Source organism: Phytoamicus setariae, from assembly GCF_016722925.1.
In the GTDB taxonomy this organism is placed as follows: domain Bacteria; phylum Pseudomonadota; class Alphaproteobacteria; order Rhizobiales; family Rhizobiaceae; genus Rhizobium_E; species Rhizobium_E setariae.
The window spans coordinates 115,966-140,618 of record NZ_JAEQNC010000004.1 but is presented as its reverse complement, the minus strand read 5'-3'; the positions used below and the strand labels follow the sequence as shown (position 1 = coordinate 140,618).

Annotated in this window: 23 protein-coding genes; 13 read left to right on the top strand and 10 right to left on the bottom strand. The window is 59.4% G+C overall.

The window, feature by feature from the left end; genetic code table 11:
• Window positions 1–14 precede the first annotated feature (14 nt).
• The 3 genes from JJB09_RS08365 to queF all read left to right on the top strand — a co-directional run bounded on the left by JJB09_RS08365 (window position 15) and on the right by queF (window position 3,755).
• Entirely contained in the window at window positions 15–2,204 is a 2,190-nt protein-coding gene (locus JJB09_RS08365; protein ID WP_201655976.1) for an anthranilate synthase, read from the top strand.
• 157 nt (window positions 2,205–2,361) lie between these two features.
• Window positions 2,362–3,264, top strand: coding sequence for a cation diffusion facilitator family transporter (locus tag JJB09_RS08360; protein ID WP_246748624.1), 903 nt, complete (start codon window positions 2,362–2,364; stop codon window positions 3,262–3,264).
• Between the two features lie 26 nt (window positions 3,265–3,290).
• Window positions 3,291–3,755 (top strand): preQ(1) synthase, encoded by a 465-nt coding sequence (queF, locus tag JJB09_RS08355; RefSeq protein WP_201656805.1) that lies wholly within the window; start codon window positions 3,291–3,293, stop codon window positions 3,753–3,755.
• 47 nt (window positions 3,756–3,802) lie between these two features.
• Here the strand turns inward: queF and JJB09_RS08350 are convergent, their stop codons facing one another.
• Entirely contained in the window at window positions 3,803–4,372 is a 570-nt protein-coding gene (locus JJB09_RS08350) for a HupE/UreJ family protein (RefSeq protein ID WP_201655970.1), read from the bottom strand.
• 292 nt (window positions 4,373–4,664) lie between these two features.
• Here JJB09_RS08350 and JJB09_RS08345 point away from each other — a divergent pair, with 292 nt between their 5' ends.
• From JJB09_RS08345 to leuA, 4 genes are all read left to right on the top strand, one after another.
• Window positions 4,665–5,252: an ATP-dependent Clp protease proteolytic subunit gene (locus JJB09_RS08345; protein WP_201655967.1), complete on the top strand. Its 588-nt coding sequence runs from the start codon at window positions 4,665–4,667 to the stop codon at window positions 5,250–5,252.
• Between the two features lie 263 nt (window positions 5,253–5,515).
• Window positions 5,516–6,418: an alpha/beta hydrolase family protein gene (locus tag JJB09_RS08340; RefSeq protein ID WP_246748623.1), complete on the top strand. Its 903-nt coding sequence runs from the start codon at window positions 5,516–5,518 to the stop codon at window positions 6,416–6,418.
• A gap of 86 nt (window positions 6,419–6,504) precedes the next feature.
• Window positions 6,505–7,704: a benzoate/H(+) symporter BenE family transporter gene (locus tag JJB09_RS08335; protein ID WP_201655964.1), complete on the top strand. Its 1,200-nt coding sequence runs from the start codon at window positions 6,505–6,507 to the stop codon at window positions 7,702–7,704.
• 344 nt (window positions 7,705–8,048) lie between these two features.
• Entirely contained in the window at window positions 8,049–9,758 is a 1,710-nt protein-coding gene (leuA, locus tag JJB09_RS08330; RefSeq protein WP_201655961.1) for a 2-isopropylmalate synthase, read from the top strand.
• A 48-nt stretch (window positions 9,759–9,806) separates the two neighbouring features.
• Here the strand turns inward: leuA and JJB09_RS08325 are convergent, their stop codons facing one another.
• The 5 genes from JJB09_RS08325 to JJB09_RS08305 form a co-directional block, all read right to left on the bottom strand.
• Window positions 9,807–10,709, bottom strand: coding sequence for a CHAD domain-containing protein (locus tag JJB09_RS08325; RefSeq protein ID WP_201655958.1), 903 nt, complete (start codon window positions 10,707–10,709; stop codon window positions 9,807–9,809).
• Window positions 10,699–11,181, bottom strand: a complete 483-nt coding sequence (locus JJB09_RS08320) for a CYTH domain-containing protein (RefSeq protein ID WP_201655955.1) — start codon at window positions 11,179–11,181, stop codon at window positions 10,699–10,701. Before JJB09_RS08320 ends, JJB09_RS08325 begins: the two co-directional genes overlap by 11 nt.
• Before the next feature lie 123 nt (window positions 11,182–11,304).
• Window positions 11,305–12,204 (bottom strand): anti-sigma factor family protein, encoded by a 900-nt coding sequence (locus tag JJB09_RS08315; protein WP_201655952.1) that lies wholly within the window; start codon window positions 12,202–12,204, stop codon window positions 11,305–11,307.
• The gene (locus tag JJB09_RS08310; RefSeq protein ID WP_201655949.1) at window positions 12,201–12,719 is read right to left on the bottom strand and encodes an RNA polymerase sigma factor; all 519 of its coding nucleotides are present in this window, start codon (window positions 12,717–12,719) and stop codon (window positions 12,201–12,203) included. Before JJB09_RS08310 ends, JJB09_RS08315 begins: the two co-directional genes overlap by 4 nt.
• Before the next feature lie 207 nt (window positions 12,720–12,926).
• Entirely contained in the window at window positions 12,927–13,532 is a 606-nt protein-coding gene (locus tag JJB09_RS08305; protein ID WP_201655946.1) for a tetratricopeptide repeat protein, read from the bottom strand.
• Between the two features lie 184 nt (window positions 13,533–13,716).
• Here JJB09_RS08305 and JJB09_RS08300 point away from each other — a divergent pair, with 184 nt between their 5' ends.
• Genes JJB09_RS08300 through JJB09_RS08285 form a run of 4 tightly spaced genes read left to right on the top strand, consistent with a single transcriptional unit; the run spans window position 13,717 to window position 17,390 of the window.
• On the top strand, window positions 13,717–14,373 hold the full coding sequence (locus JJB09_RS08300; RefSeq protein ID WP_201655943.1) for a CerR family C-terminal domain-containing protein: 657 nt from the start codon (window positions 13,717–13,719) through the stop codon (window positions 14,371–14,373).
• Window positions 14,374–14,389: 16 nt separating this feature from the next.
• Window positions 14,390–15,343, top strand: a complete 954-nt coding sequence (locus JJB09_RS08295; protein WP_201655941.1) for an HlyD family secretion protein — start codon at window positions 14,390–14,392, stop codon at window positions 15,341–15,343.
• On the top strand, window positions 15,340–16,257 hold the full coding sequence (locus tag JJB09_RS08290) for an ABC transporter ATP-binding protein (RefSeq protein WP_201655938.1): 918 nt from the start codon (window positions 15,340–15,342) through the stop codon (window positions 16,255–16,257). The genes JJB09_RS08295 and JJB09_RS08290 overlap by 4 nt, the downstream gene beginning before the upstream one ends.
• Window positions 16,254–17,390 carry an ABC transporter permease gene (locus JJB09_RS08285; protein WP_201655935.1) on the top strand — a complete coding sequence of 379 codons (1,137 nt, stop codon included), beginning with the start codon at window positions 16,254–16,256 and terminating at the stop codon, window positions 17,388–17,390. Before JJB09_RS08290 ends, JJB09_RS08285 begins: the two co-directional genes overlap by 4 nt.
• Here the strand turns inward: JJB09_RS08285 and JJB09_RS08280 are convergent.
• Window positions 17,371–18,282: a metallophosphoesterase family protein gene (locus JJB09_RS08280; protein WP_201656799.1), complete on the bottom strand. Its 912-nt coding sequence runs from the start codon at window positions 18,280–18,282 to the stop codon at window positions 17,371–17,373. The genes JJB09_RS08285 and JJB09_RS08280 overlap by 20 nt on opposite strands.
• Before the next feature lie 41 nt (window positions 18,283–18,323).
• Here JJB09_RS08280 and JJB09_RS08275 point away from each other — a divergent pair, with 41 nt between their 5' ends.
• Window positions 18,324–18,815: an NUDIX domain-containing protein gene (locus tag JJB09_RS08275; protein WP_201655932.1), complete on the top strand. Its 492-nt coding sequence runs from the start codon at window positions 18,324–18,326 to the stop codon at window positions 18,813–18,815.
• An 11-nt stretch (window positions 18,816–18,826) separates the two neighbouring features.
• Here the strand turns inward: JJB09_RS08275 and JJB09_RS08270 are convergent, their stop codons facing one another.
• On the bottom strand, window positions 18,827–20,533 hold the full coding sequence (locus JJB09_RS08270) for a methyl-accepting chemotaxis protein (RefSeq protein WP_201655929.1): 1,707 nt from the start codon (window positions 20,531–20,533) through the stop codon (window positions 18,827–18,829).
• A 234-nt stretch (window positions 20,534–20,767) separates the two neighbouring features.
• Window positions 20,768–21,721, bottom strand: coding sequence for a glutathione S-transferase family protein (locus tag JJB09_RS08265; protein WP_201655926.1), 954 nt, complete (start codon window positions 21,719–21,721; stop codon window positions 20,768–20,770).
• A 250-nt stretch (window positions 21,722–21,971) separates the two neighbouring features.
• Here JJB09_RS08265 and JJB09_RS08260 point away from each other — a divergent pair, with 250 nt between their 5' ends.
• Complete coding sequence (locus JJB09_RS08260; RefSeq protein WP_201655923.1) at window positions 21,972–22,511, top strand: GNAT family N-acetyltransferase; 540 nt, start codon at window positions 21,972–21,974, stop codon at window positions 22,509–22,511.
• Between the two features lie 72 nt (window positions 22,512–22,583).
• On the opposite strand, the gene JJB09_RS08255 is transcribed toward JJB09_RS08260, so the two are convergent.
• Entirely contained in the window at window positions 22,584–24,653 is a 2,070-nt protein-coding gene (locus JJB09_RS08255; protein ID WP_201655921.1) for a hypothetical protein, read from the bottom strand.

Here is a 24,653-nt window from a genome sequence, read left to right as displayed (position 1 = left end):
ACGGGAGTAGAGGAATGGGAACGCGCGTGCTGGACGATGGGTCCGAACAATATGTGACCAAGGGCGGGATCACGATCACCCGCTCGCGGCGCGAGACGAGCTATGCCGACGCCATCGACAGCTACATCGAAAAGCTCGACGAGCGCCGTGGCGCGGTGCTGTCGTCCAACTACGAGTATCCCGGCCGCTATACACGCTGGGACGTGGCGGTCTGCGATCCGCCGGTCGGCATCTCCTCCTTCGGCCGCGACATGTGGATCGAAGCCTATAACGAGCGCGGCGAAGTGCTGCTCGAAATCATCACCGAGCATCTGCAGTCGGTGGCCGATATCACGCTCGGCGGCCGGACGGTCCGTCGTCTGGATCTGAGGGTCAGCGAGCCCAGCCGGGTGTTCACCGAGGAAGAACGCTCGAAGATCCCGACTGTGTTTACGGTGCTCCGGGCGATCACGGCGCTGTTTCATTCGCCCGAGGATGCGCAGATCGGCCTTTATGGCGCTTTCGGCTACGACCTTGCCTTCCAGTTCGACGCCATCGAGCTCAAGCTCAAGCGCCCGGAAGACCAGCGCGACATGGTGCTGTTCCTGCCCGACGAGATCCTCGTGGTCGACAACTATTCCGCCAAGGCATGGATCGACCGCTATGAGTTTGCTCGGGATGGCAGGACGACGCTCGGCAAGGCTGGCGATATTCCTGCCGAACCCTTCAAGTCGACCGACACCATTCCGCCACGTGGCGATCATCATCCCGGCGAATATGCGCAACTGGTTACCAGGGCCAAGGAAAGTTTTCGCCGCGGCGATTTGTTCGAAGTGGTTCCCGGCCAGAAGTTCATGGAGCGCTGCGATTCCAAGCCGTCGGCGATCTCGCGGCGTCTGAAGGCAGTCAATCCGTCGCCCTATTCGTTCTTCATCAATCTCGGCAACCAGGAATTTCTGGTGGGAGCCTCGCCGGAAATGTTCGTGCGGGTGTCGGGCCGCCGCATCGAGACCTGCCCGATTTCCGGTACCATCAAGCGCGGTGACGACGCGATCTCCGATAGCGAGCAAATCCTCAAGCTCCTGAATTCCAAGAAGGACGAGTCCGAGCTGACCATGTGCTCGGACGTCGACCGCAACGACAAAAGCCGTGTGTGCGAGCCGGGCTCGGTCAAGGTCATCGGCCGTCGCCAGATCGAGATGTATTCGCGCCTGATCCACACGGTCGATCACATCGAAGGCCGCCTGCGCGACGACATGGACGCTTTCGACGGCTTTTTGAGCCATGCCTGGGCCGTCACCGTCACCGGCGCGCCAAAACTCTGGGCAATGCGCTTCGTCGAGGCCAACGAACGCAGCCCGCGCGTCTGGTATGGCGGCGCGATCGGCTGGGTCGGCTTCAATGGCGACATGAACACCGGTCTTACGCTGCGCACCATCCGCATCAAGGACGGGATCGCGGAAGTGCGGGCAGGGGCGACCCTGCTCTACGATTCGATCCCCGAGGACGAAGAGGCCGAAACCGAACTTAAGGCATCGGCGATGATCGCCGCGATCCGCGATGCCAGATCTGGGAATGCTTCCATGACCAAACGTGATGTCGCCAAGGTCGGGCAGGGGGTCAACATCCTGCTCGTCGACCACGAAGACTCTTTCGTACATACGCTGGCCAACTATTTCCGCCAGACGGGTGCAACCGTCACCACGGTACGAAGCCCGGTGGCGGAAGAGGTGTTCGACCAGATGAAGCCGGATCTCGTCGTGTTGTCGCCGGGACCCGGCTCGCCGTCCGATTTCGATTGCAAGGCGACGATCAAGAAGGCGCGGGCGCGCAACCTGCCGATCTTCGGGGTTTGCCTGGGCCTGCAGGCGATTGCCGAAGCCTACGGCGGAGAACTCCGGCATCTCGCCGTTCCCATGCACGGCAAGCCCTCGCGCATCCGGGTGCTCGAGCCGGGCATCGTCTTCTCCGGGCTGGGCAAGGAAGTCACTGTCGGCCGTTACCACTCGATCTTTGCCGACCCCGCCACTCTGGCGCGCGAGTTCATGATCACCGCCGAAGCCGAAGACGGCACGATCATGGGTATCGAGCACACTACGGAGCCGGTGGCAGCGGTGCAGTTCCACCCGGAATCGATCATGACGCTCGGCTCGGACGCCGGCATGCGGATGATCGAGAACGTCGTGGCGCATCTTGCCAAGCGGGCGAAGGTGAAGGCGGCATAGACTGTGTAATGAGACAATTGGCATATTGACCTTCGGTCTAAATTAGCCGATAGCAACCTCATCAAAAACCGCGCGAACGGCCCTCCGTTCGCGCGGTTTCGCGTTGAAAATGCAGGGTTTTGCTATTCATTCGCATTTGCGTGAAGGGGCGACGACAATGGTTCAGGCAAACACGACGGTCAGGCGCATTGCCTTCTGGGGCATTCCGCTGGCTTTTGCCGTCATGGGGCTCAAGCTCGTGGCCTGGTATGTGACGGGGTCAGTAGCGCTGCTTTCCGACGGGTTGGAATCGACTGTGAACGTCATCGCCGCCATCGTCGCCTGGATGGTCGTCGGCTACGCGGCCAAGCCGGCCGATCATGATCACCCCTTCGGCCACTACAAGGCGGAATACATTTCGGCGGTTATCGAAGGTGTGCTGATCGTTGTCGCCGCGCTGATGATCGTGTCAGAAGCGGCGAAGGTCCTGTGGCATCCTGTCCTGCCTGAAGCGCCGGTTCTGGGTCTGGCAATCAATGCGGCGGCCGGGGTCATCAACGCGATCTGGGCCGGTGTGCTGATTCGAACAGGCAGAAAACACCGTTCTCCGGCGCTCACCGCTGACGGCCAGCATATCTGGTCCGATGTCGTCACATCGGCGGGGGTGCTGGTTGGTCTCGTGCTGGCGCTCGCCACCGGTTATGCGATTCTCGATCCGCTGATGGCAATGGTCGTCGCCCTCAACATCCTCTATCAGGGCTGGAAGGTCATCTCGCATTCGATCGGTGGGCTGATGGACCAGGCCGTCGATGAGGTCGATGAGGAAGCGATCAAATCGGCGATCGCCAGCCATGGCTATGGCGCATTGAATGTTCATCATTTCCGCACCCGCCGTGCGGGGCAGGTCAGCTTCGTCGTCTTCGACATGGTCGTGCCGGCCGGGATGACGGTGCTCGAGGCGCATGACATCTGCGATCGCCTTGAAGAAGCCATTCATGAGGTGCATCCGGGCGCGCAATGCGTCATCCATGTCGAGCCTGAAGGCGAGAAAGCCCACGGCATACGCGTCAAGATGCAGTAGTCCAATCTTTCAGAGGTAGTGGCATGATGCCCAAGACTGACGTTTCCAATCTCACCCAGCTTGGCTCCGAAACCAAGGCGTTTTCCAGCCCCGAAGAGGCGATCCTCGAAAGGGTGCCCGCAAGCCACCAGGGCACGGATTATGTCGTGCGTTTCGTCATGCCGGAATTCACCTCCGTCTGCCCGATGACCGGCCAGCCCGATTTCGCCCACATCGTCATCGATTATGTGCCGGATGCGTGGCTGGTGGAGTCCAAGTCGCTGAAACTCTACTTCCATTCCTTCCGCAATCACGGCGCTTTCCACGAGGATTGCTCACTCGATATCGCCAAGCGGATCGTCGAACTGCTGCAGCCGAAGTGGTTGCGCATCGGCGCCTATTGGTATCCGCGCGGGGGCATGCCGATCGATGTGTTCTGGCAGACCGGTGCTGCCCCGGAAGGCTTGTGGCTTCCCGATCAGGGAGTTCCGCCCTATCGCGGGCGGGGATGACGCGACAACGTGAGCGGTCGGCGCAATGCCGGCCGGCTTTTGCTTGATCAAGCAAAGATCAGATAGGCGCCGCCCATGACGGTCAGTGCGCCAAGCGTGCGGCCGATGATCTGATGACGGCCCGCCAGAGCTCCGAGCCCTATGCCCACTGCATGCAGGATTCCGGTAGCGATCACGAAACCCGTGCCAAATCTGGCGGCCGCAGCGGTCCCGAGTTCGCCGCCATGGGCGTAGCCGTGGAAAAGGGCGAAGGCGCCCACAATGGTGGCACTAGAAGCCAATGGAAGGCGTACGGCGAGGGCGACGAGCAGGCCAAGCCCGACGACGGAAGCGAGGATCGCCGGTTCAACGAAGGGCAGGAGCGCTCCGGCGAGTGCGAGGGCGAAGCCGACGGCCATGACGGATACGAATGCTGAGGGGATGACCCACCGTGCCTTTCCACCGACTTGTGCCGCCCACAGGCCGACTGCGACCATGGCAAGCAAATGGTCCGCGCCCGATAGCGGATGAGTGAGGCCTGCCAGCAACGAGCCGTGCTCGGTGGGATCCAGGTGCGCAAATGCGGAAACAGCAGTGGCTGGGAATATGCCGAGCGAAATCAAAATACGTTTGAACATCAAATGCCCCTGGATGTCATCTATGGCCGGCGAACCGATTGCCGACCATTTCTAACGCTGCCGATTGCCGGCTGTCCATATGAGCCTTGCGGGAGCGGTCAGTTTTCTGCTGATATTTTAGACTGGCGCACATAATGCCGTATTGTTGTGCAGATCAGCTGGCGCCCGAGCATCGAGCCGGTAACGCTTTACCGGGAATTCACCCGTTTCGCTTATTCGCGTTTTGTTGCATTGTTTTTCAATGTGAGTCGGCCTATCTCAAGGCCAATAGGTTCGAAATCTGGAGAATTGGATGAACGACGAAGACGACGACAAGGAAAAGAAGACCGAGGCGCCGATGGGTAAGGACATCGAGTCCAATCTCTTCAAGTCGCGTTCCATTTTCATCTATGGCGGCATCACGCAGGAACTGGCGCACAAGGTTTGCGCGCAGCTCGTGGCCCTTGCGGCAGCGTCCGACGATGACATTCGCCTCTTCGTGAACTCTCCGGGCGGTCATGTGGAATCGGGTGATTCCATCCATGACATGATCAAGTTCATCAAGCCGAAGGTTCATATCATCGGTACGGGCTGGGTGGCGTCCGCTGGCGCGCTGATTTTCGTCAGCGTTCCGAAGGAACAGCGCCTTTGCCTGCCGAACACGCGCTTCCTGCTGCACCAACCCTCCGGTGGCACGCGCGGCATGGCGTCCGATATCGAGATCCAGGCGCGCGAGATCATTCGCATGAACGACCGCCTGAACAGGATCTTCGCCGCGGCCACAGGCCAGTCGGTCGAAAAGATCGCCAAGGACACCGATCGCGATTACTGGCTCTCTGCCGAGGAGGCCAAGGACTACGGCCTCGTGTCGCGCATCATCTCGTCGCAGGCCGACATCTAAGGCCGGCTTGAGTTCGGAAATTGCAAGATACCCCTGGAGCCCGGCTCCGGGGGTATTTCATTTGTGATCACGTCAATTCTCACGCCGCTACTGCCTTGTAACGGCTGCAAATTCCTCCTAGTCTCCGCCGCCGGTGGGTTGCTGTGCGTCGACATCGACGCGCAAAGGGTCCCTGCAGCTATTGAATTTGCGCATGATCCTTTCGCTGATCTGGTTGTGATTTGAGGGATCGTGCGCCTGGATGACACAGACAGGAGACGCGTATGTTGGAAATCATGATGCCGGTGGCCGGGTGGCCGATTTTCCGCGTGCCGAGACTTAGCCGGAAAGCCTGCTCCCTCGCTGTCGCGGCCTTCGCGGCCATCGTCTCCCCGATGGTTGCGCTCGCCGATGAAAGCGCGTTGACCCTCGACGGCGGCATCTCCGCGACCCTGAATATGCCCAGCCATTCCGGGCCTGTTCCTGCTGTGCTGATGCTGCACGGCTTCGGCAGTTCCAAGGATGAAGTCGGCGGCATGTATGCGCGCGCCGCGCGCGCGCTCGCCGACAAGGGCATCGCGTCGATCCGCATCGACTTTCCCGGCTTCGGCAAGAGCGGGGGCGATGCCGGAGACACGACCGTGGACCAGCAACTGGATGCCGCAAAGGTCGCATTTGCCGCGCTGAGGAAAACCGAAGGTGTAGACCCGACCCGCGTTGGAGTGCTTGGTTTCAGCCTGGGTGGCGGCATTGCGACACTGCTGGCGTCAGGCTCGCAGGGGGATGTGAAATCGCTGGTGACGTGGTCGTCGGTGGGCGACTTCCAGACCGATTTCGTCAGCTCGCTCGGCCAGAAGGCATTCGATCGCGCCAAGGACGACGGCGTCGTCGGGCTCGATCTTGGTTGGCGGACCATCGCGCTCAAGCAGGCTTTCTTTGAGAGCCTCGGCAAGTACAAGCTTGACGATGCAATCGCCAGCTATTCCGGCGCCTATCTGGCAATCGCCGGCGCCAAGGATTTCTCGGCCGCCTATCCGGATCGGTTTGAAGGGTTGGCAAAGGGCCAAAACAAGGAAGTCATGATCGTGCCCGAGGGAGATCATATCTATGGCGTCCTGGGATCGGACCAGCGAATGGCTGATGGCGTGATCGCCAAAACCGCGGAGTGGTTTGCCAGCACCCTTTGATATTGACATAAATTTCCTATCGCGGCCGCTCCCTGGAGCGGCCGTTTTCAAATCACCTCCAGCCATATGTTCCGGACGGTTTGCCGATGCTCAGGGATCTTTCGCCGCAAAGCTTTTTGATGGGGCTGCTGACCGCATTCGTTGGCTTCTCCTCGTCATTCGCCGTGGTTCTGCAAGGTATAAAGGCCACCGGGGCGACTGATGCCGAGGCAGCTTCCGGGCTGATGGCGCTGTCGATCGCCATGGGTCTCTGCGGTATCGTGCTGAGCGTATGGAAGCGGATGCCGATTTCGATAGCTTGGTCGACACCCGGTGCGGCGTTTCTGGCAAGCGTGGGTACGCTCGACGGTGGCTTTGCTGTGGCGGTCGGCGCCTTTCTCGTCTCGTCATTGCTGATCGTTGCCGCCGGGCTCTTTCGCCCGCTCAATCGCGTCGTGCAAGCCATACCGGCGCCACTGGCCAATGCCATGCTGGCGGGTGTGCTGATCACGCTTTGTCTCGCGCCGGTGAAGGCTGTGGCGTTCAATCCATGGCTGGGGCTGCCGATTGTGATTGCCTTCTTCGTGGGCGGCGCTGTCAACCGGCTGCTGGCTGTGCCAACAGCGTTGATTGCCTTCGTTCTGGTTCTGGTGTTCGGCATCAACATAGAACCGGATGCGTTGGCCCATGTCGGCGACTCCCTGATGCCGTCACCAATCTTCGTGCTGCCGGCATTCACCTGGGCGGCGCTGATCTCGATTGCGCTGCCGCTGTTTATCATCACCATGGCCTCGCAGAACATTCCGGGGATCACCGTGCTGCGCGTCAATGGCTACGAGCCGCCGCCCGGCCCGTTGTTTACAGCGACCGGGATTTTTTCACTGCTGAGTGCGCCGTTCGGCGGCCATGCCGTCAATCTTGCCGCCATCACGGCCGCCATGTGCGCGGGCGAGGATGCGCATCCCGACCCGAAGCGCCGATACTGGTCGGCGGTGATCTGCGGTATCGGCTATGTTATCCTTGGGCTGCTCGCCGGGGCAGTGACTGCCGCCGTGGCACTGGCGCCGAAAATCCTGATCGAAGCAGTTGCCGGCCTGGCGCTGGTGGCGGCGTTTTCCGGATCGGCCATGGCGGCCTTCAAGGATGCCGAAAGCCGTGAAGCGGCAGCGATCACGTTTATCGTCACCGCCTCCGGTATCTCCTTCGGCGGCATCTCCGGCGCTTTCTGGGGACTGCTGGCGGGCGGCGCCGTGATGGGACTTGCCGCCGTCGCGCGGCGGATGAAGGGCAGGCCGAAAGCAAAATGAACGCCAAAGAACAGGGCAGGGGCCCTTGCGCCCTTCAAGGCGTGAAGCTATAAACCGTTTCATGATCAGAGCAGGCGCACAGATTTGCGAAAATTCGGCGAAGGGCCATAAGGCACCTTTGGACCGTTCGCGCGCCATTGCATCGCTTCTTCTCCTCGGCCTTACGCGCGGTTGCCGGGTTCGCTGAGGAGCGCCCGGCGGCCGAAAAAGCTGCCAGGCCTGAAGCGCTCCTCATCCCAAGCCGAAAATCCCGAAATTCTCCTGGCTCGCCTGAGATTCCTGTCGTCAAACCAAAGCAAAGACGATATCAGCGGAGCCAATTGGTCCAAGGTGAAGACAAGATCATGATTATGAAGACTCATTCCGTCAAAAACGGCATGTCCGACGCCGCCATCAAGTACCAGCCCTATGGCCAGATCGCGCTGCCGGACCGCACCTGGCCGTCGAAGATCATCGACAAGGCACCGATCTGGTGCTCGGTGGACCTGCGCGACGGCAACCAGGCACTCGTCGATCCCATGGGCCACGATCGCAAGTCGCGCATGTTTCAGCTCCTGCTCGACATGGGCTTCAAGGAAATCGAGATCGGCTTTCCGTCGGCCTCGCAGACGGACTTCGATTTCGCCCGCTGGTGCATCGAGCAGGGCAACGTTGCCGATGATGTGTCGCTGCAGGTGCTGGTGCAGTGCCGGCCTGAACTGATCACGCGGACATTCGAAGCGCTTCAAGGCGCCAACAAGCCGATCGTGCATTTTTATAACTCCACCAGTGAGTTGCAGCGCCGCGTGGTGTTTGCCAAGGATGTCGGCGGCATCAAACAGATTGCCGTCGATGCGGCCAAGATGATCACCGACATGGCCGAGAAGGCCGGCGGCGGTTTCCGCTTCGAATACTCGCCGGAAAGTTTTACGGGCACCGAGCTCGATGTTGCGCTGGAAATCTGCAACGCTGTCATCGCCGAGGTCAAGCCGACCGCCGACAACAAGCTGATCATCAACCTGCCGTCGACGGTGGAGATGGCAACGCCGAATATCTATGCCGACCAGATCGAGTGGATGTGCCGACAGCTGGACAACCGCGAAAACCTCGTCATCTCGCTGCATCCGCACAACGACCGCGGCACGGCGATTGCGGCGACCGAACTGGCGCTGATGGCGGGCGCTGACCGCGTCGAGGGCACGCTGTTCGGCAATGGCGAACGTACCGGCAATGTCGATATCGTGACGTTGGCGCTGAACATGTACACGCAGGGCCTGGACCCGCAGCTCGACTGCTCCAACATCGAGCGGATGAAGGACGTCTACGAATATTCCAATCAGATGCCGATCCCGGAACGCCATCCTTATGTCGGCGAACTGGTCTACACCGCGTTCTCCGGTTCGCATCAGGATGCGATCAACAAGGGCATGAAGGCGCTGAAGAAGGCCAACAAGCCGTTATGGGAAGTGCCGTACCTGCCGATCGATCCGCAGGATGTCGGCCGCACCTACGAAGCGATCATTCGCATCAACTCGCAGTCGGGCAAGGGCGGCATCGCCTACATCATGCAGGAAGACTACGGCATCAACCTGCCGCGCAATCTGCAGGTGGAGTTCCGTGACGACATCCAGCGGATCACCGACGAAGAGGGCAAGGAGCTTCCGTCCAAGGCCATCCACGCGCGCTTCATCGAGCGCTATGTCGACCAGCCGAAGGGCCGCTTCAAGTTCGTGGATCACCACACCTATCCGGACGTCGACCACAAGGGTGTGCGGATCCTCGCGGCCGAGATCACCGACAATGGCGAAACCAAGCGCATCGAAGGCAAGGGCACAGGCCCTATCGATGGCTTCATGAACGCCATGTCGATCTATCTCGGAGCAGAGATCTCGGTGAACGACTACTCCGAGCACTCGCTGCAGCACGGATCGAATGCCGCCGCGATCGCCTATGTCGAGATGAACACGCCGAAGGGCAAGCTTTTCGGCGCCGGCATCAACACCAACATCGTCGCTGCCTCGCTCGAAGCCATCGTCTCGGCAATCAACTTGATGATCAACGACACAAGCAAATGAGCCCCGCGCCGGAGGCCGAAGGCGGCCTCCGGTAACCGCTCCCTTCGTCTACATTTCCCGAACCAGCAGTCGGATGCGCGCGGCGTCGCGCTCAGGCCTATCGTCGAAGACAAGCTCTGCAGCTTCTCGGCAGGTCTTCTGCAGCCTTTGGCGTTGCTCGAATACGGCGAGTAGGAGAATGTCTTTTTCGGCGTGACTCTCCTCGAGGTCGTTGGTTTCGGCCAGATGGGCGCTCAGCATGGCAAGGTCGTGCTCATGGCCCAAATGAGAAATCAGCGCCTCGGTCTCGATGCGGATAGCCTGCATGGCTGATGGCCACAGGCGCCGCAAGAGGGCGGCATGCATCCAACGATCCTGTCCGCGTTTTCGCAGCTCGTGATAGGCCGCGCCCTCCTGATTGTCGGCGCAGTCGATCAGCGCCTCCATCGCTTTCGACCCCGTGCTACGCCAGCCAGTGGCCAGGCAATCCGCGACTTTGGTGTTGCGTTCGGGAAGGTTCAGATCTGCAAGCGCGTTCCTTGCCTGCTGCAGATTGATGACGGCGTCCGAAATGGCATCCGAAATTCTGACTTCGTCGATCATCATCTGATCGCGACGCCTGGTTAGAACCGAGCCCAGCTTATCGAATGCCATTTGAATGCTCGGCTCATCAATTTCGGTCTTGATATACTCTACAGTTTCCGTAAGTGCCGCGGCATCGCGCAGGTGGGCAAGCCGCCCAGCGATTTTTCCCAATCGCTCCGTTTCAGTTCGCGCAAATCCTTTCGCGCCTTGGGCGCAAAGTCGATAGAGTGCGCGGGTACGCTTGATCCGACGCCGCGCTTTGTGGATCGCCTCATGCGGACCGTCGGGCTGCTCCTCGAGAAAGTCGATGGCAATCGCCAACTGCTCGGACGCGATTGATCGGACTTCCCGCTGGAACGGGTGCTTGAAATTGATTCTATATGCCATCCCGCAAGTTCTCCCCGAGGCTGCCTTCCGCGAGCGACTGGTTGGAGTAGCGCTTGTCTCCCGTTACCTCTTGGCCGAGCCAAGGGGGCAACTGGGGCTGGTCAGTTTCGCTCTTCATTTCCACTTCGGCGACAACCAGCCCGGCCAATGCGCCTTCATACACATCGACTTCCCAGACAAATTTGCCATGTTTGACTTCGTATCGGGTCTTGGCGATGGTGGTGCCGTTGGCGAGCGTGAGGAGTTCCTCGGCCTCATCGATCGGCACGTCGTATTCGAACTCGTGGCGAGACATGCCGCTGATGCCGATCTTCAGGGTCAGGCGGGCTTTTTTCTGGTCAATGGCGCGAATTCTGAGTGAACGACGATCTTCCGACATGATGATCGCCTGTCGCATGCGTTTGCCGGGGCCCGCCTTCTTGCGCCAGTCATCCGTTGCGACAAGAAACTTGCGTTCGATTTCCTTCGGCATACGGGCGATGCTCCATCCCGAAAATAACGCGTCATATGCAATAACACGATTACTTCGGTCCGAAAAGCAGCGCGGTCAAAGCCTGCCAGGCTTTATTAAGAGGGGGAGATTGACCGATTGCTCTCAGAGCGCGGCCGAAGCCTTTCCGGCTATATCGGCGAGCGATGCGCTTGTGACAGGAGCCGCTACAAACCACGCCGTCTGGCCTTTGGATCCTGAGACGATCGTGTGCGCGCCCTCGGTTTTCAGCGCATCAGTCGTCGTGCCCTTGACATAGTAGACGCCGACGACTTCGCCCGCGGCATTCTTGTAGAACAGGGCTCCGGCTGGTTTGCCGTCGAGTGCAATGAGGCGGCCGCCTTCGAAACGCAAGCCATCGGCGGACAGATCCGGGATGGAAAAATTGATGCCCGTACTGGCTGACAGCCAGGATATCAAAGCATTGGCATTCGACGCGGGGATTTCGGCCAGGCGATCGCTTTGCTTCGAATACACATCATGAATGTCGGCGACATCGTTGGCACTGATCAGCGGGGCTCCGACTGGCGCAACCATTATCGGAGTGTCGAAGCTGAAGCCGCGGGTCTTGACCGCGCCTGGAGCTTCGAAGGCTGTGGTTTCCGAGATTTCCAGCGGCATCTCGGCTGCACTCTTCTTGCCGACGAAGTAGCCGGAATAGCCGCCTGCCAGCAGCAGCACTGCGGACGCGGCAATAGCCTGCGGCACGAAGCGAAAGAATGATATGGTGTTGGTATTGGAGGCCATCTGAACCGGCGGGGGCTTTGCCGACGTGTCGCGGATTGCCCGGACCATGCTGAGCGGAACCGGTTCCTTCAGCAACTCGTCGAATGCCTGATTGCCGAAATCAGATCCTGCACTGAGCGTATTCAGGAGATCCCGTGCATGGACGTCCTTTTCAAGCAGCGCTTCGAGTTCGCGTGCATCTTCGGGGTCGACCTGACCGTCGAGATAGGCGGAAAGTCGAACTTCCAGCGGCAATTCCCTGAAATTTTCCATCGTCATGCCCTTGCTTCCCGTGTGCCATTGATCATGGCTGCCAGTTTCAACCGGGCAGTCGAAAGCCTGCTCATCACAGTGCCGATCGGAATCCCAAGGATTTCGGCAGCTTCCTTATACGAGTGGCCCTCGACGTTGACGAGAAGAAATACGGAGGAAAGCCCCTCAGGCATCGACAAAATCATCTTGTGCAACTGCGTGGCGTAGATTGCCTTCTCGGCGTTGGCCTCGACGATCAGCTCGTCCTGCTCCGACGCATCGACAGTACCGCCACCGGTTCGCACTTTCCTTTTTCTGATCTCGTCAACCCACAAGTTTCTCGTCATCGCATAGACCCAACTCTCCAGACGCCCTTCCCCGTTCCAAAGGTGGCTTCTGGTAATCGCCCGTTCGCATGCTTCCTGCACCAGATCATCTGCATCTGATGCACTCCGCGTGAGAGTCATCGCAAAGCGTCTCAGCTTTGGGAGCATGGTTACCAGTTCTCGGCTAATCTGATCTGCCTTGGCTTGGTTACTCATGACCTCTCGCAATTTAGGACGTGGTTTACTGTAGGTTTATTCGGTGTGATTCGAAATTTATGCGGGTCTTACAGGGATTGACGCGGCAGGTATGAAACATTTTGCCAGCAATTCGCAAGTGCTGAAAAGGGAATGGGCGCGAAACCTCGCGCCCATGTTGCAATTGTTGTTTATTTCCCACAGGTTGCAACCTGAGTGGGGTGCTGCTTAATAACTCTTGATGCGCTTGAGCGAGTCATACAGCGCCTGGTAGGCGTAGGTACCTTGGCCACCGCGGTCCCGAATCTCCACCAACTGGACCTTCGCACCCTCGACGTCACCCTGCAGAAGCAGGGCCTGACCCATATAGGACCGGGCGAGAATGAAATCCGGGTCGATGGAAAGCGCTTTCGCGTAGTAGTTCATGCCAAGATCCATGCGGCCGGCCTTACGGTTGGAATAACCGAGATAGTTGAGCACGCGCGGATCGTTCTGGTTGCTGACGAGCTTGAGAGTGGTGATCGCATTCTCGTACTGGCCGGCATAGGCGAATTCTTCGCCCGCGTCATAGAGTTCCTTGTCGTTGAAGCTGGCCTTGGTCGGGGTGATGCACTTCTTTTTGCTCTCCTTCCACACCTTGCCATTCTTGCATTGCTGGGTGGTTTTCGTCGGCGTGTCGCCGCCGCTGCCGCCGCCGCCACTATTGCCGCCACCACCTCCGCTGCCCCCACCTCCGCCGCCGCCGCCGGCAGCGAAGGCGGAGAGGCTGAAGGCGAGCGCAGCAGCCGTTGCAACCGCGGTAACTGATAATCTCTTCACAATCGGACCAGTCATTGAAGACCTCCTTCTCGTAGGGGGATGTCCCTTCTGCGTGGCTATGCCGAGCGCTTTGGCCAAGGGTCGCTCTAAACCGGGCTTGTAGCAACAGTTTTCTTTGCGGCACGTGGTCAAATGTTCGTTAGGCCCGGCTATTGCAAAAAATTAATCAAATGACTAAATTGTCGAAAAGGCGATGCAAATGGACAAGCAGCGTTCCGGAGCTGAAGTTACGCGCATGATGCTGGTCGAGGCTGCAATCCGGCTGTTCGGCGAAAAAGGCTATGACGCCGTTTCAACGCGCGAAATCGGAGACCTTGCCGCTGCAAATATCGGCTCCATTTCCTACCATTTTGGCGGCAAGCAGGGATTGCATCGAGCCTGCGCGGAGTACGTAATTTCAGAAATGCGCGCGCAGGTAGAACCGGTTTTTCAGCAACCCATATCGCAGGTTAGCGCGGACGAAGCCCTGGAAATGATAGGGGAAGCACTTCTTGCCTTCTGCCGATTGTGGCTCGCCAACGCAAAAAGCCATGACTTTGTCAGTTTCCTCATGCGCGAGATCATGAATCCCGGCGAAGTCTCGGAACTTCTCTACAATAGTTGGATGAAGCCGATGCATATTCGTCTCTGCGCTCTGTTCGGGCTAGCCACCGGCCTGGACGCAAATTCCGAGGAGGTGAAGGTGGCGGTCTTTTCACTCGTGGGGCAGGTGTTTCATTTCAAGGTGGCTGGGGGCTTGCTGCTGCGCCGGCTCGATTGGGACGAACTGGGAAACGAGCGCGCCGACCGGCTTTTTTCCCTGCTTGCGCGCAATGCGCGGCTGATCGTCATGGGTTATCGCAACGTTCGAAACTGATGGCTGGAGGGATGAAATGGAATTCTTGTGCAGTCTGCCTTTGATCGCGAGCCTCTTTGGGGCTTGCGCACCGCCTCCGCCACTCGCCACCGGGTATGTCGAGGGCGAGTATGTCCTCATCACTCCGGTGGAAACCGGAAGGATCGTCTCGCTGACTAAAAAGCGCGGCGACCGCGTCGTCAAGGGTGATCTGATCGTGCAGATGGAGGCTTCCGATGCCGACATCGCCGTACAGGAGGCGCAAGCGGCGCTGGAGCAGGCGAGGGCCCAGCTCGCCAATCTTAGGGAAGGCAGGAGGCCGGAGGAAATCGCCGTCATCGAGGCTTCGATGTTGTCGGCGAAAGCCCAGGCGGCCGAGGCCAGACGCGTGTTTGACCGGGAAAGCCTGCTTGCTGAGCGCGGCGTCAGCACCAAGGCCAATCTCGACCAGGCATCGACAGCCATGCAGCTGGCCGATGCGCTGGTTAGCCAGACATCGTCCAATCTCGATGTCGCAAGGTTGCCGGCGCGGCCGATGGAGATCACCGCGGCCGAGGCTCAGGTCAAACAGGCAGAAGCCAAGCTCGCCGACGCCCATTGGCGGCTCGACCACCGCCAGCTCAGGGTACCCGACAATGGGGTTGTCGATGACATCGTGCGTAGGGAAGGCGAGGTTGCGGGACCTTCCCAACCGGTAGTCTCCTATCTGCCTGATGGCGCTGTCAAGCTCCGGCTTTACGCCGCCGAACGCTATATGTCCGGCCTGAAGCTGGGAGCGGAAATCGCGGTGCGCTGCGATGGTTGCCGAAAGGGCCTGACGGCGCGCATATCCTACGTGTCCGATAGCCCTGAATTTACGCCGCCGGTGATCTATTCACTCGAGAACCGTCAGAAGCTCGTCTATCTCATCGAGGCCCGCCCAGACACCGCTGAAAGCGAGTTGAACCCGGGGCAGATCGTCGATGTAGTACTGCCGGAAACTGCTCGATGAACGCGATCGAAGTTTCTGGCCTCGTCAAGACATTCGGGGGAAAAACGGTCGTGGACCATGTTTCCATGAGTGTCGCTACCGGTGAAATCGCCGGTTTTCTCGGCCCGAATGGTTCCGGTAAGACCACGACGATCCGGATGATGTGCGGGCTGCTGACTCCGGATGCGGGGTCCGGCTCGGTGCTGGGGTTCGATCTGGCAACCGAGAGCCTGAAGATCAAGCGCGAAGTCGGCTACATGACGCAGAAGTTCTCCTTTTACGAAGATCTTTCGATCGAGGAAAACCTGATGTTCGTCGCGCGTCTTTATGGACTGAAGCCCGCTGGCGAACACGTGGCCCGTACGCTCGAAGACTTAGGTCTCGCCTCGCGGAGAGAACAGCTCGCTGGCAAGTTGTCCGGCGGTTGGAAACAGCGGCTGGCGCTGGCCGCCTGCACCATGCACAACCCAAAACTGTTGTTGCTCGATGAGCCGACAGCCGGTGTCGACCCCAAGGCGCGCCGGGAATTCTGGGATGAGATCCATCGCCTTGCTGCCCGTGGCCTGACAGTACTGGTTTCCACCCACTACATGGACGAAGCCGAGCGGTGCCACAGGATCCACTACATCTCCTATGGCAAACTGCTGGCAAGCGGGACGGTTGAAGACGTCGTGCGCGATGCTGGCCTACACACTTATGTGGTTGACGGGGAGGGGCTGAGCGACATCGCCGCGGAATTGCGCGCCCGCGAGGGTATCGATCAGGTAGCGTCCTTCGGCGCACAGTTGCATGTTGTCGGCCGCGACAGGGAGCAGCTTGAAGAGGTACTCCGCCCCTATCGGCAACGGCCGGGTCTTACGATTGAAGAAGGCGAGACGAGTCTGGAAGATGTCTTCATCCAGTTCATGAGCGCGTCCAAGGACAACATGTCATGAACCGTATCCTGTCCCCTTCGCGGCTGTTTGCCTTGCTCGCCAAGGAATTCATCCAGATGCGAAGAGACCGCATCACCTTCGCGATGATGCTCGGCGTGCCGCTGATGCAGTTGCTGCTGTTCGGCTTTGCGATCAACAACGACCCGAAGGGATTGCCGGCAGCCCTGGTTACCTCGTCGTCCGACCACTACGTGCGTGCGATGGTTTCGGCACTGGAGCTGACCGGCTACTACCGCTTCGTGTCAGCGGGAACAAGCGCGGAGATGGCCGAGCATCTGATCCAGAGCGGGCAGGTTTCGTTCGTCGTGACGATTCCTTCGGATTTCGCCCGCCGGGTCGATCGCGGCGACCACCCCCAGATTCTGATCGAGGCGGATGCGACAGATCCATCCGTCGCGTCCGGTGCGATCTCGACGCTTGCGACGGTCGCCAGCCAGGCGCTGCTGCGTGAGCAGAGCGCCGAGATTCAGTCGGAGGAAGCGGCTCGCAACGCGCTCGAGGTCGTCGTGCAACGACGATACAATCCCGAGGGCATTACCCAGTACAACATCGTGCCGGGCTTGCTCGGCGTCATCCTGCAGATGACCATGGTAATGATGACATCGATGGCGCTGACGCGTGAGATCGAGCGTGGCACCATGGAAAATCTGCTGGCGATGCCGGTGAGCCCTTTCGAGATCATGCTTGGCAAGATCCTGCCCTATCTCGGAGTGGGGGCGGTACAGGTGATGGTGGTGCTGGTCGCTTCGAAGGTCGTTTTCCACGTTCCGTTTGCCGGCTCGATGACATTGCTGATCGGCGCGGTTCTGGCCTTCGTGCTGGCCCTGGTGTTGCTCGGTTATACGATTTCGACGCTGGCAAGTTCGCAAATGCAGGCGATGCAGCTTACGTTCTTCTTCTTTCTGCCGTCACTGCTGCTTTCCGGGTTCATGTTTCCATATCGCGGCATGCCCGAATGGGCGCAATGGCTGGGCGAACTGTTTCCGCTGACCCATTTCCTCAGGATTATACGGGCAGTGATGTTGAAGGGCTCGGACTGGCAGGCGATCTCTTTCGAAGTCACGATGCTGATCGTCTTCATCCTCGCCTATGCCGGGTTGGCTCTCCTGCGGTTCAGGCGAACGCTGGATTGATCAAGGCGCTGGTCTCGTCGAGCAGGAATGCCGAACCATCGCCGGTCAACTGGTAGCGCTCGCGCTTGATCGACCAGCTGCCCTTCTCGCCATCGATATGGAAGAGATTATAGGCGGCGGGAGGCTTCCTGCCGCCCTGGCCCTGACTAGCCGAGGCGATGCCCACGACAGGGATCGGCGCATCGGTCGGGCCGCGCAGCCAGTTGACGGTATTGAGATGCGTGTGGCCATGCAGCACCAGCTCGGCTCCACCGATATGAACAGCTGCACCGAAGCGGCGGATGCCCATCATGCGCTTGTAGTTCGCGGTGGCGCCGCGGATCGGCGGATGATGGATCATCACCACGCGGAAGAGCCCCGCATCGCCGGTCTGCTTGAGAATGTTGGCGAAGCGGCGGGCCTGGTTGCTGCCGAAGTACCCCGATGCCATGAAGGGAGGCGTGGCTGTGGCGGTGGAAAGACCGATCAGGGCAATCTTGCCGCGGATTCTGAGGAAGGGGAAGCGACGGTCTCCCTCTCCCATCTCGTCGCCACTCATCCAGGAGTTCCACTTGAATACGGCTTCGTCGATCGCATTCGGGACATAGGCATCGTGATTGCCGGGCACGACGGAGATGTCGTGCGGCTTGCCGAGCGACCGAAGCCAGGCTGCAGCTGCATCGATTTCGATGCTTGCCGCAAGATTGACGAGGTCGCCGGTTATGGCGAGATGATCGGGCACCCTGGCGTAGAGATCTTCCACCAGCAATTCCAGTGTGTTGCCAAAAAGGTGCTTGCGCCGGTTGCGCTGCCAGTTCACATATCCGGTGATGCGTTTCGATAGCAATTCGCCAAACGAAATGTCGGGGAGAGGTCCGAGATGAACATCGGAAATGTGGGCAAGCGTAAACATTCCCCGCAGCATAGGGTTTCCGCAGGAGTGGGGCAATAGCGATGAGCGATGAAGTCACGCCTCCTGAAATGAGTGCGCTCAGGTATCGGATCCTTACGCGCGTCGCCCATACGGCCTATTTTTTCATCAAGGGCATGACCATTGGCGTGCGCGCTGCCTGCTTTGATGATCAGGGACGGATTTTCCTCGTCAGGCATTCCTACATCCCCGGCTGGCACATGCCCGGCGGCGGTGTCGAGCGGGGCGAAACCGTCAGGCAGGCATTGAAGAAAGAACTGCGCGAGGAGGGCAACCTCGAACTGACCGCACCGGCCGAACTCATTCATGTCTATTTCAACAGCCGAACTTCCAAGCGCGACCACGTGGTGTTCTTCCGTTGCAGGGTGCGGCAGACCGCGCCGCGCCTCAGGGATAGGGAGATCGTCGAAAGCGGCTTCTTTGCGCTCGATGCGCTGCCGGCGGGAACAACGTCGGCAACGCTGCGGCGCCTGAAGGAGCTTTCAGGCGCCGCAGATTATGACGAACTCTGGTAAACGCCTGATGGTCAATGCACCACGCTGAGGCGCGGTGCATGCCGACTGTGCGTTCCGCCATGATGGTCCAGATCGTTGTCAACCTGGAACTGCCGCAGCTGATCGATCAGCGACTGGACTTCATTGGCGAGCGTGTCGCTGGCCGCATTGGACTCCTCGACCATGGCCGCATTCTGCTGCGTGCCCTGATCGATGAGGTTGACCGCGCTGTTGATCTCCTTCAAGCCGATCGCCTGTTGCTTGGCCGCATCGACGATAGCCGATACGTTATGATCGATGCGCGCCACCTGGCCGACGATTTCGGTGAGTGCGACACCGGTCTGGTTGACGAGCGTCACCCCGGTATCGACCTGCTGCGAGGAGATGTTGATCAGCGCCTTGATCTCCTTTGCCGCCTTCGCCGAACGCTGTGCGAGTTCACGTACTTCCTGGGCGACGACGGCAAAGCCCTTGCCGGATTCGCCAGCGCGGGCCGCCTCCACGCCAGCATTCAGCGCCAGCAGATTGGTCTGGAAGGCGATTTCATCGATGACGCCGATAATGTTGCTGATTTCCTTGGAGGAGTTCTCGATCCGCTCCATTGCCTGGATCGCGGTCTGGACAACTTGCCCCGATTTTTCCGCCGCAATCCTTGTGGCGACGACCAGTTGGCCGGCTTCGACGGCACGCTGCGATGAATCGGCAACCGTGGTGGTGACTTCCTCGAGCGCTGCGGCCGTTTCCTCAACCGAGGCTGCCTGTTGTTCGGTGCGCTTGGCAATTGTGCCCGATGCGTCCTGCAGATGCTGGGCGTTGTTGGAGATCACACCGGCATTCTCGAGAATGCCTTGCACCGTAGAACGCAATTTGGCTGCCGCCGCGTTGAAATCGTTGCGGATTTTCTCCATGCTCGGCACCAGCGGCTGGTCGATGCTGGCTGTGAGATTGCCATGGGCGATTTGCGAAATTGCGCTACCGAGCTTGTCGACGGCGTTCATGCGCTGGCTGACGTCGGTGGCAAATTTCACCACCTTGGTGACCTTACCGGCGTCGTCGAAAATAGGATTGTAGGCTGCCTGGATCCACACTGCTGCGCCGGTCTTGCTGAAGCGCACATACTCGTTGGAAAAGAACTCGCCATTGGCCAGCCGCTGCCAGAAGATGCGGTAGTCCTCGGTCTTCACATAATCGCGATCGCAGAACATGGAATGATGCTTGCCGACGATCTCATCGCGGCCGTAGCCCAATGCACCGCAGAAATTATCGTTTGCATTCAGGATAATGCCCGCGGGCGTGAATTCGATGACCGCCTGAGAGCGGGAAATCGCGTCCAACTTGCTGGCGTCTTCCAAGGCCTGGTGCTTGGCTTCGGTAATGTCGGTGGCGATCTTGATCACCTTCACCGGCTTGCCGTTCTTGAGCACCGGATTGTAGGAAGCCTCGATCCAGAGCATTTTGCCGCCTTTGCCAAACCGCTTGTATTGGCGGCGGTCGAACTTGCCGGACTTCAGGTTCGCCCAGAAGTCACGATACTCCTGGCTCTTGGCATAGTCTGGGTCGACGAACATCGAATGATGCTTGCCGACTATTTCCTTGAGATCATAGCCCAGCGCCTGGCAGAAATTTGCGTTCGCGTCGAGAATAATGCCTTCCAAGGTGAATTTGATTACTGCTTGCGAAGCGCCGATAGCTTCCATTTCACTTGACGCATCATGACTGCCAAAACCCAGTATTGCCATATTTGCCCCCAGGCTACCGAAACGAATTGTTTTATCGGTGCTGGAGGCGGATTCTACGCCTGCTCTGTTAATGAAAGTTTATCATAACATTCTGAAGTTACAGCAATTTTAGATAGTTGAGTGGGCTTTCGTTTCATTTTGCCTTGCTTCAAGAAAGGAAAATACGAACGAAATCGAAAAGCTCTCGGTCGGCTTCTTCGGAGAATACTCAAAATTGCGGGGCGAAGCCGTAAATTATCCGATATTGAGTTGCGGCCCCAGCGGTACGATGCCATTCGGATTTATTGTCTTGTGGCTACCATAATAGTGCCGCTTGATATGATCGAAGTTTACCGTCTTTCTGATGCCCGGCATCAAGTAAAGCTCGTTCAGATAGCGCTGTAGATTCCGGTAGTCGACGATGCGCTGCCTGTTGCATTTGAAATGGCCGACATAGACGGCATCGAAACGGATGAGTGTCGTAAACAGGCGCCAGTCCGCTTCAGTCAGTCGGTCGCCGACCAGGTATCTGTGACCCTCCAGCCGTCTTTCGAGCTTGTCGAGCGCTGCAAACAGAGAGTCGAAGCTCCGCTCGTAAGCTGCCTGGCTGGTTGCGAAGCCGCACTTGTAGACGCCATTGTTGACGGAGTCGTAGATATAGCTGTTCAGCTCATCGATCTCGTTTCGCAGGTCTTCGGGATAGAAGTCCAGTTCATTGCCGGTCAGGCCGTCGAAAGCGGAATTGAACATGCGGATGATTTCAGCCGATTCATTGGAAACGATGGTGCCGGTATGCTTGTCCCAGAGCACGGGTACGGTTACGCGGCCGGAATAGGTGGGGTCGGCGCGCAGATAGATATCGGCAAGTGTGGCAGAGCCAAACAGGTGATCGGGCGTAGCGCCGTTCTCCTCGTGGAAGACCCAGCCTTTTTCGAGCATCAGCGGATGGACGACAGAAACGGAAATGTGGTCCGCCAGCCCCTTGAGAATGCGGAAGATCAGGGTCCGGTGCGCCCAGGGGCAGGCGTAGGAAACATAGAGGTGATAACGACCACTCTCGGCCTTGAAGCCCGCCTTGCCGGTAGGGCCGGCCGATCCATCCGGCGTGATGAAGTTGCGGAATTGCGACGCCGCGCGAACGAATTGCCCGTCCGATGTCTTCGTATCGTACCAAACGTCATGCCAGACGCCGTCAACCAACAGCCCCATGAAAATTCTCCTTTTGAATTGCTGCTAATGTCGCAGTCAGCCGGGGCTTTTACGAGAGCCGATTTGTTGAACAGTGCGTTTTAGGACTTGGCGAACAAGAATTTTCCTGCTATCGCGCTTTCACCTAATAAACGATGGGGCCTTTCCAGGCATGACATTGCTACGACGACCACGATGAAGCTTTTTCGCCAGCCGCTGAACGCGCGCCGGCATCATCGTTATTGTCAGTCGAAAATTGCGTGTCCTTTCCATGAAAAAGCATGATCTTGTCTACCTGACGGAAGACGCGTCGCATGACGCCGCTATCGAACTCATCAATGAAGAAGCCTTCGGGCCAGGCCGTTTTGCGCGGGCAGCAGCGCGTATTCGCGAGCAGGGTCCGCATGACGCTTCGTTGTCCTTTATCTGCGCTGACCGGGGCGAGACCATTGCATCGGTGCGGATGACGCCGGTGCTTGCCGGTGGCGTCAAGGGACACCTGTTGGGTCCGCTGGCGGTCCGGCCGTCGCACAAGAACATGGGCATCGGTCGCGAGCTTGTTCGGATCGCGGTGGAAGCGGCGCGCAGGCATGGCTCGGAAGCCACCATTCTTGTTGGCGATCCGCCCTATTACATGCAGCTCGGTTTTGAACGGGTCTCCTATGGCGCACTGGTGTTTCCAGCGCCGGTCGATCCGGGGCGGGTGCTTGTGGTGCCCTATGCAGACGGCGTCCATGCGCGGCTCAAGGGCAAAATCGGCTGGCGCAAGTGCGACGGCGAGATGATGGCCACGGCCAAGGCGGTTGCCTGAAATCTGACCATGCCGGACGGGCTATTTCCGGCGTGCTCGGGCAGGGACCGTCGTATGGCCAGACCCACGACGTTATCGCCCTTCGCGCCACCACGTCGAAGCAATCGCGAGCAGCAGCAGTCCAAGGCCAAGCAGACCGGAGAACAGCGGCAGCGAAGAGATGCCCTTCAGTGCGGTCTCGTCCGTCATCCGGATGACCATGCGGTCCGGATCGTCCAGCCGCACCTGTCCGCGCACGGTGAGGATCTGGGGCAAGGTGATGCCGCCGTTTCCGTCGTCCAGCCGTTTCACAACGCCCTTGGTGGCTTTGGCGACGGGCGCGAGCTTCTCGGTGGTCGAAACCATCTCGCGGAACTCCGGCGCATCGACAGCGCCGACATGAACGAGGGTCGAGAAATCGTCGTTGGAGACTTCGTACAGGCCGTTGGCGGTCGTCTTCAGCGTGCCGCGGAACAATCCGGGCTCTGAGGGTGTAAGCGTCACCTCAGCAATCGTTCCGTCCGGCTTCCTGACGATCGCCTTCTCGGCGGTCTTGCCCAGGGTCTGGCGGGTGATCTCGATTTCGCGGCCGAGCGATCGCGCCGTCAGCGCCTCTTCCTCCAGCGCCGGCTCCTTCATTAGCCAGTGGGCGATACGTCGATAGAGGTCGACATGCGGGCCGCCGCCCTCGAAACCACGTGCCCAGAGCCAGCCATTGTCCGATAGCAGCATGGCCACGCGGCCTTCGCCATTATGCGACAGCACCAGCAGCGGCGACTCGTCCGGCCCATCCATGACGACATTGCCTTCGGGCGCCCTGACGCCGACCGAGCGGAACCAGCGTCCCCAGTGCGGCGGCTCGCTTTGGGCGCCTTGCAGGCCGCGCGTGACCGGATGTTTTGCCCCAACCTCGGAGAGTCGGGGAAAGAATGCCTTCTCGTTCATGCTGCCGGTGGGGCTGGCTGGCAGAACGGATTCGAGCGGCGTATAGGCGAGCGATTCGCTGCCTGCATGTTCCGGGCCGGAGACAAGCAGCAGCGCTCCACCTTCGCGCACATACTGCGCGATGTTGTCGTAATAGAGGATCGGCAGCACGCCCCGGTGCTGGTATCGGTCGAAGATGATCAGGTCGAAGTCCTTGATCTTTTCGACGAACAGTTCGCGGGTGGGAAAGGCGATCAGCGAAAGCTCGTTGATCGGCGTGCCGTCCTGCTTTTCCGGTGGCCTGAGAATGGTGAAGTGAACCAGGTCCACCGAGGCATCGGATTTCAGCAGGTTTCGCCAGGCGCGTTCGCCGGCATGGGGCTCGCCCGACACCAGCAGCACGCGGAGATTTTCACGAATCCCGTCGATGGTCTGGACGACACGGTTGTTGATGCCGGTAACCTCGTCATCGATTTCGGCGACGGAGATTTCCACGATGTTGCTGCCAGCGCGCGCCAGCCGGAAACGTGCCGTCCGGGTCACGCCAGGGGCCGTATCCAGGCGGTTGACGATTTCGCCATTGATCCTGATGGTGATTTCGGCCGGTGCGGCCTGCTGGCCACCATCGTCCACGACACGGAGCGACATTTCGAGATCGCGGCCGACGATGCCGAAGCGCGGCGCCTTGACTATCTGGATCCGGCGGTCGAATTCGCCTTCATGACCGGTGATCAATCCATGGACAGGCGCGTCGATGCCCTTGACCTTGCCGTCTTCAGGCACGTCGTGCACCTGGCCGTCGGTAACGGCGATGACTGCGCCGATGCGTGATGGCGGCACGTCCTCGAGCGCGCTGGCAAGGCTGGAGAAGATCCGGGTCCACGGTGTGTCCGTGGTCTGAAGGGCGCTTGCGTCGATGACGCGGGTCTCGATACCCTTGTAGCGGCCGAGTGCATCCTTGAGTGCGGCGATGGCCTTGTCGGTCTGCTCCCTGCGCGGGCCGACCTCCTGGCTGTGGCTGCGGTCGGCGGCGATCGCCACCACAGTCGACAAGGCTTCGCGTTCCTCGCTGTGAAAAACCGGATTGGCAAGCGCACCGACCAGCAACAGTAGCGCAATTGCCCGCAACACCGCGCCGCGCTGGCGTCGATAAAGCCCGAAGGCCGACAGTGTCAGGGCGATCGCTGCCAGTATGGCGATCAGAAAGAGCGGGAGAAGTGGTTCGAAAATCAGTGTCAT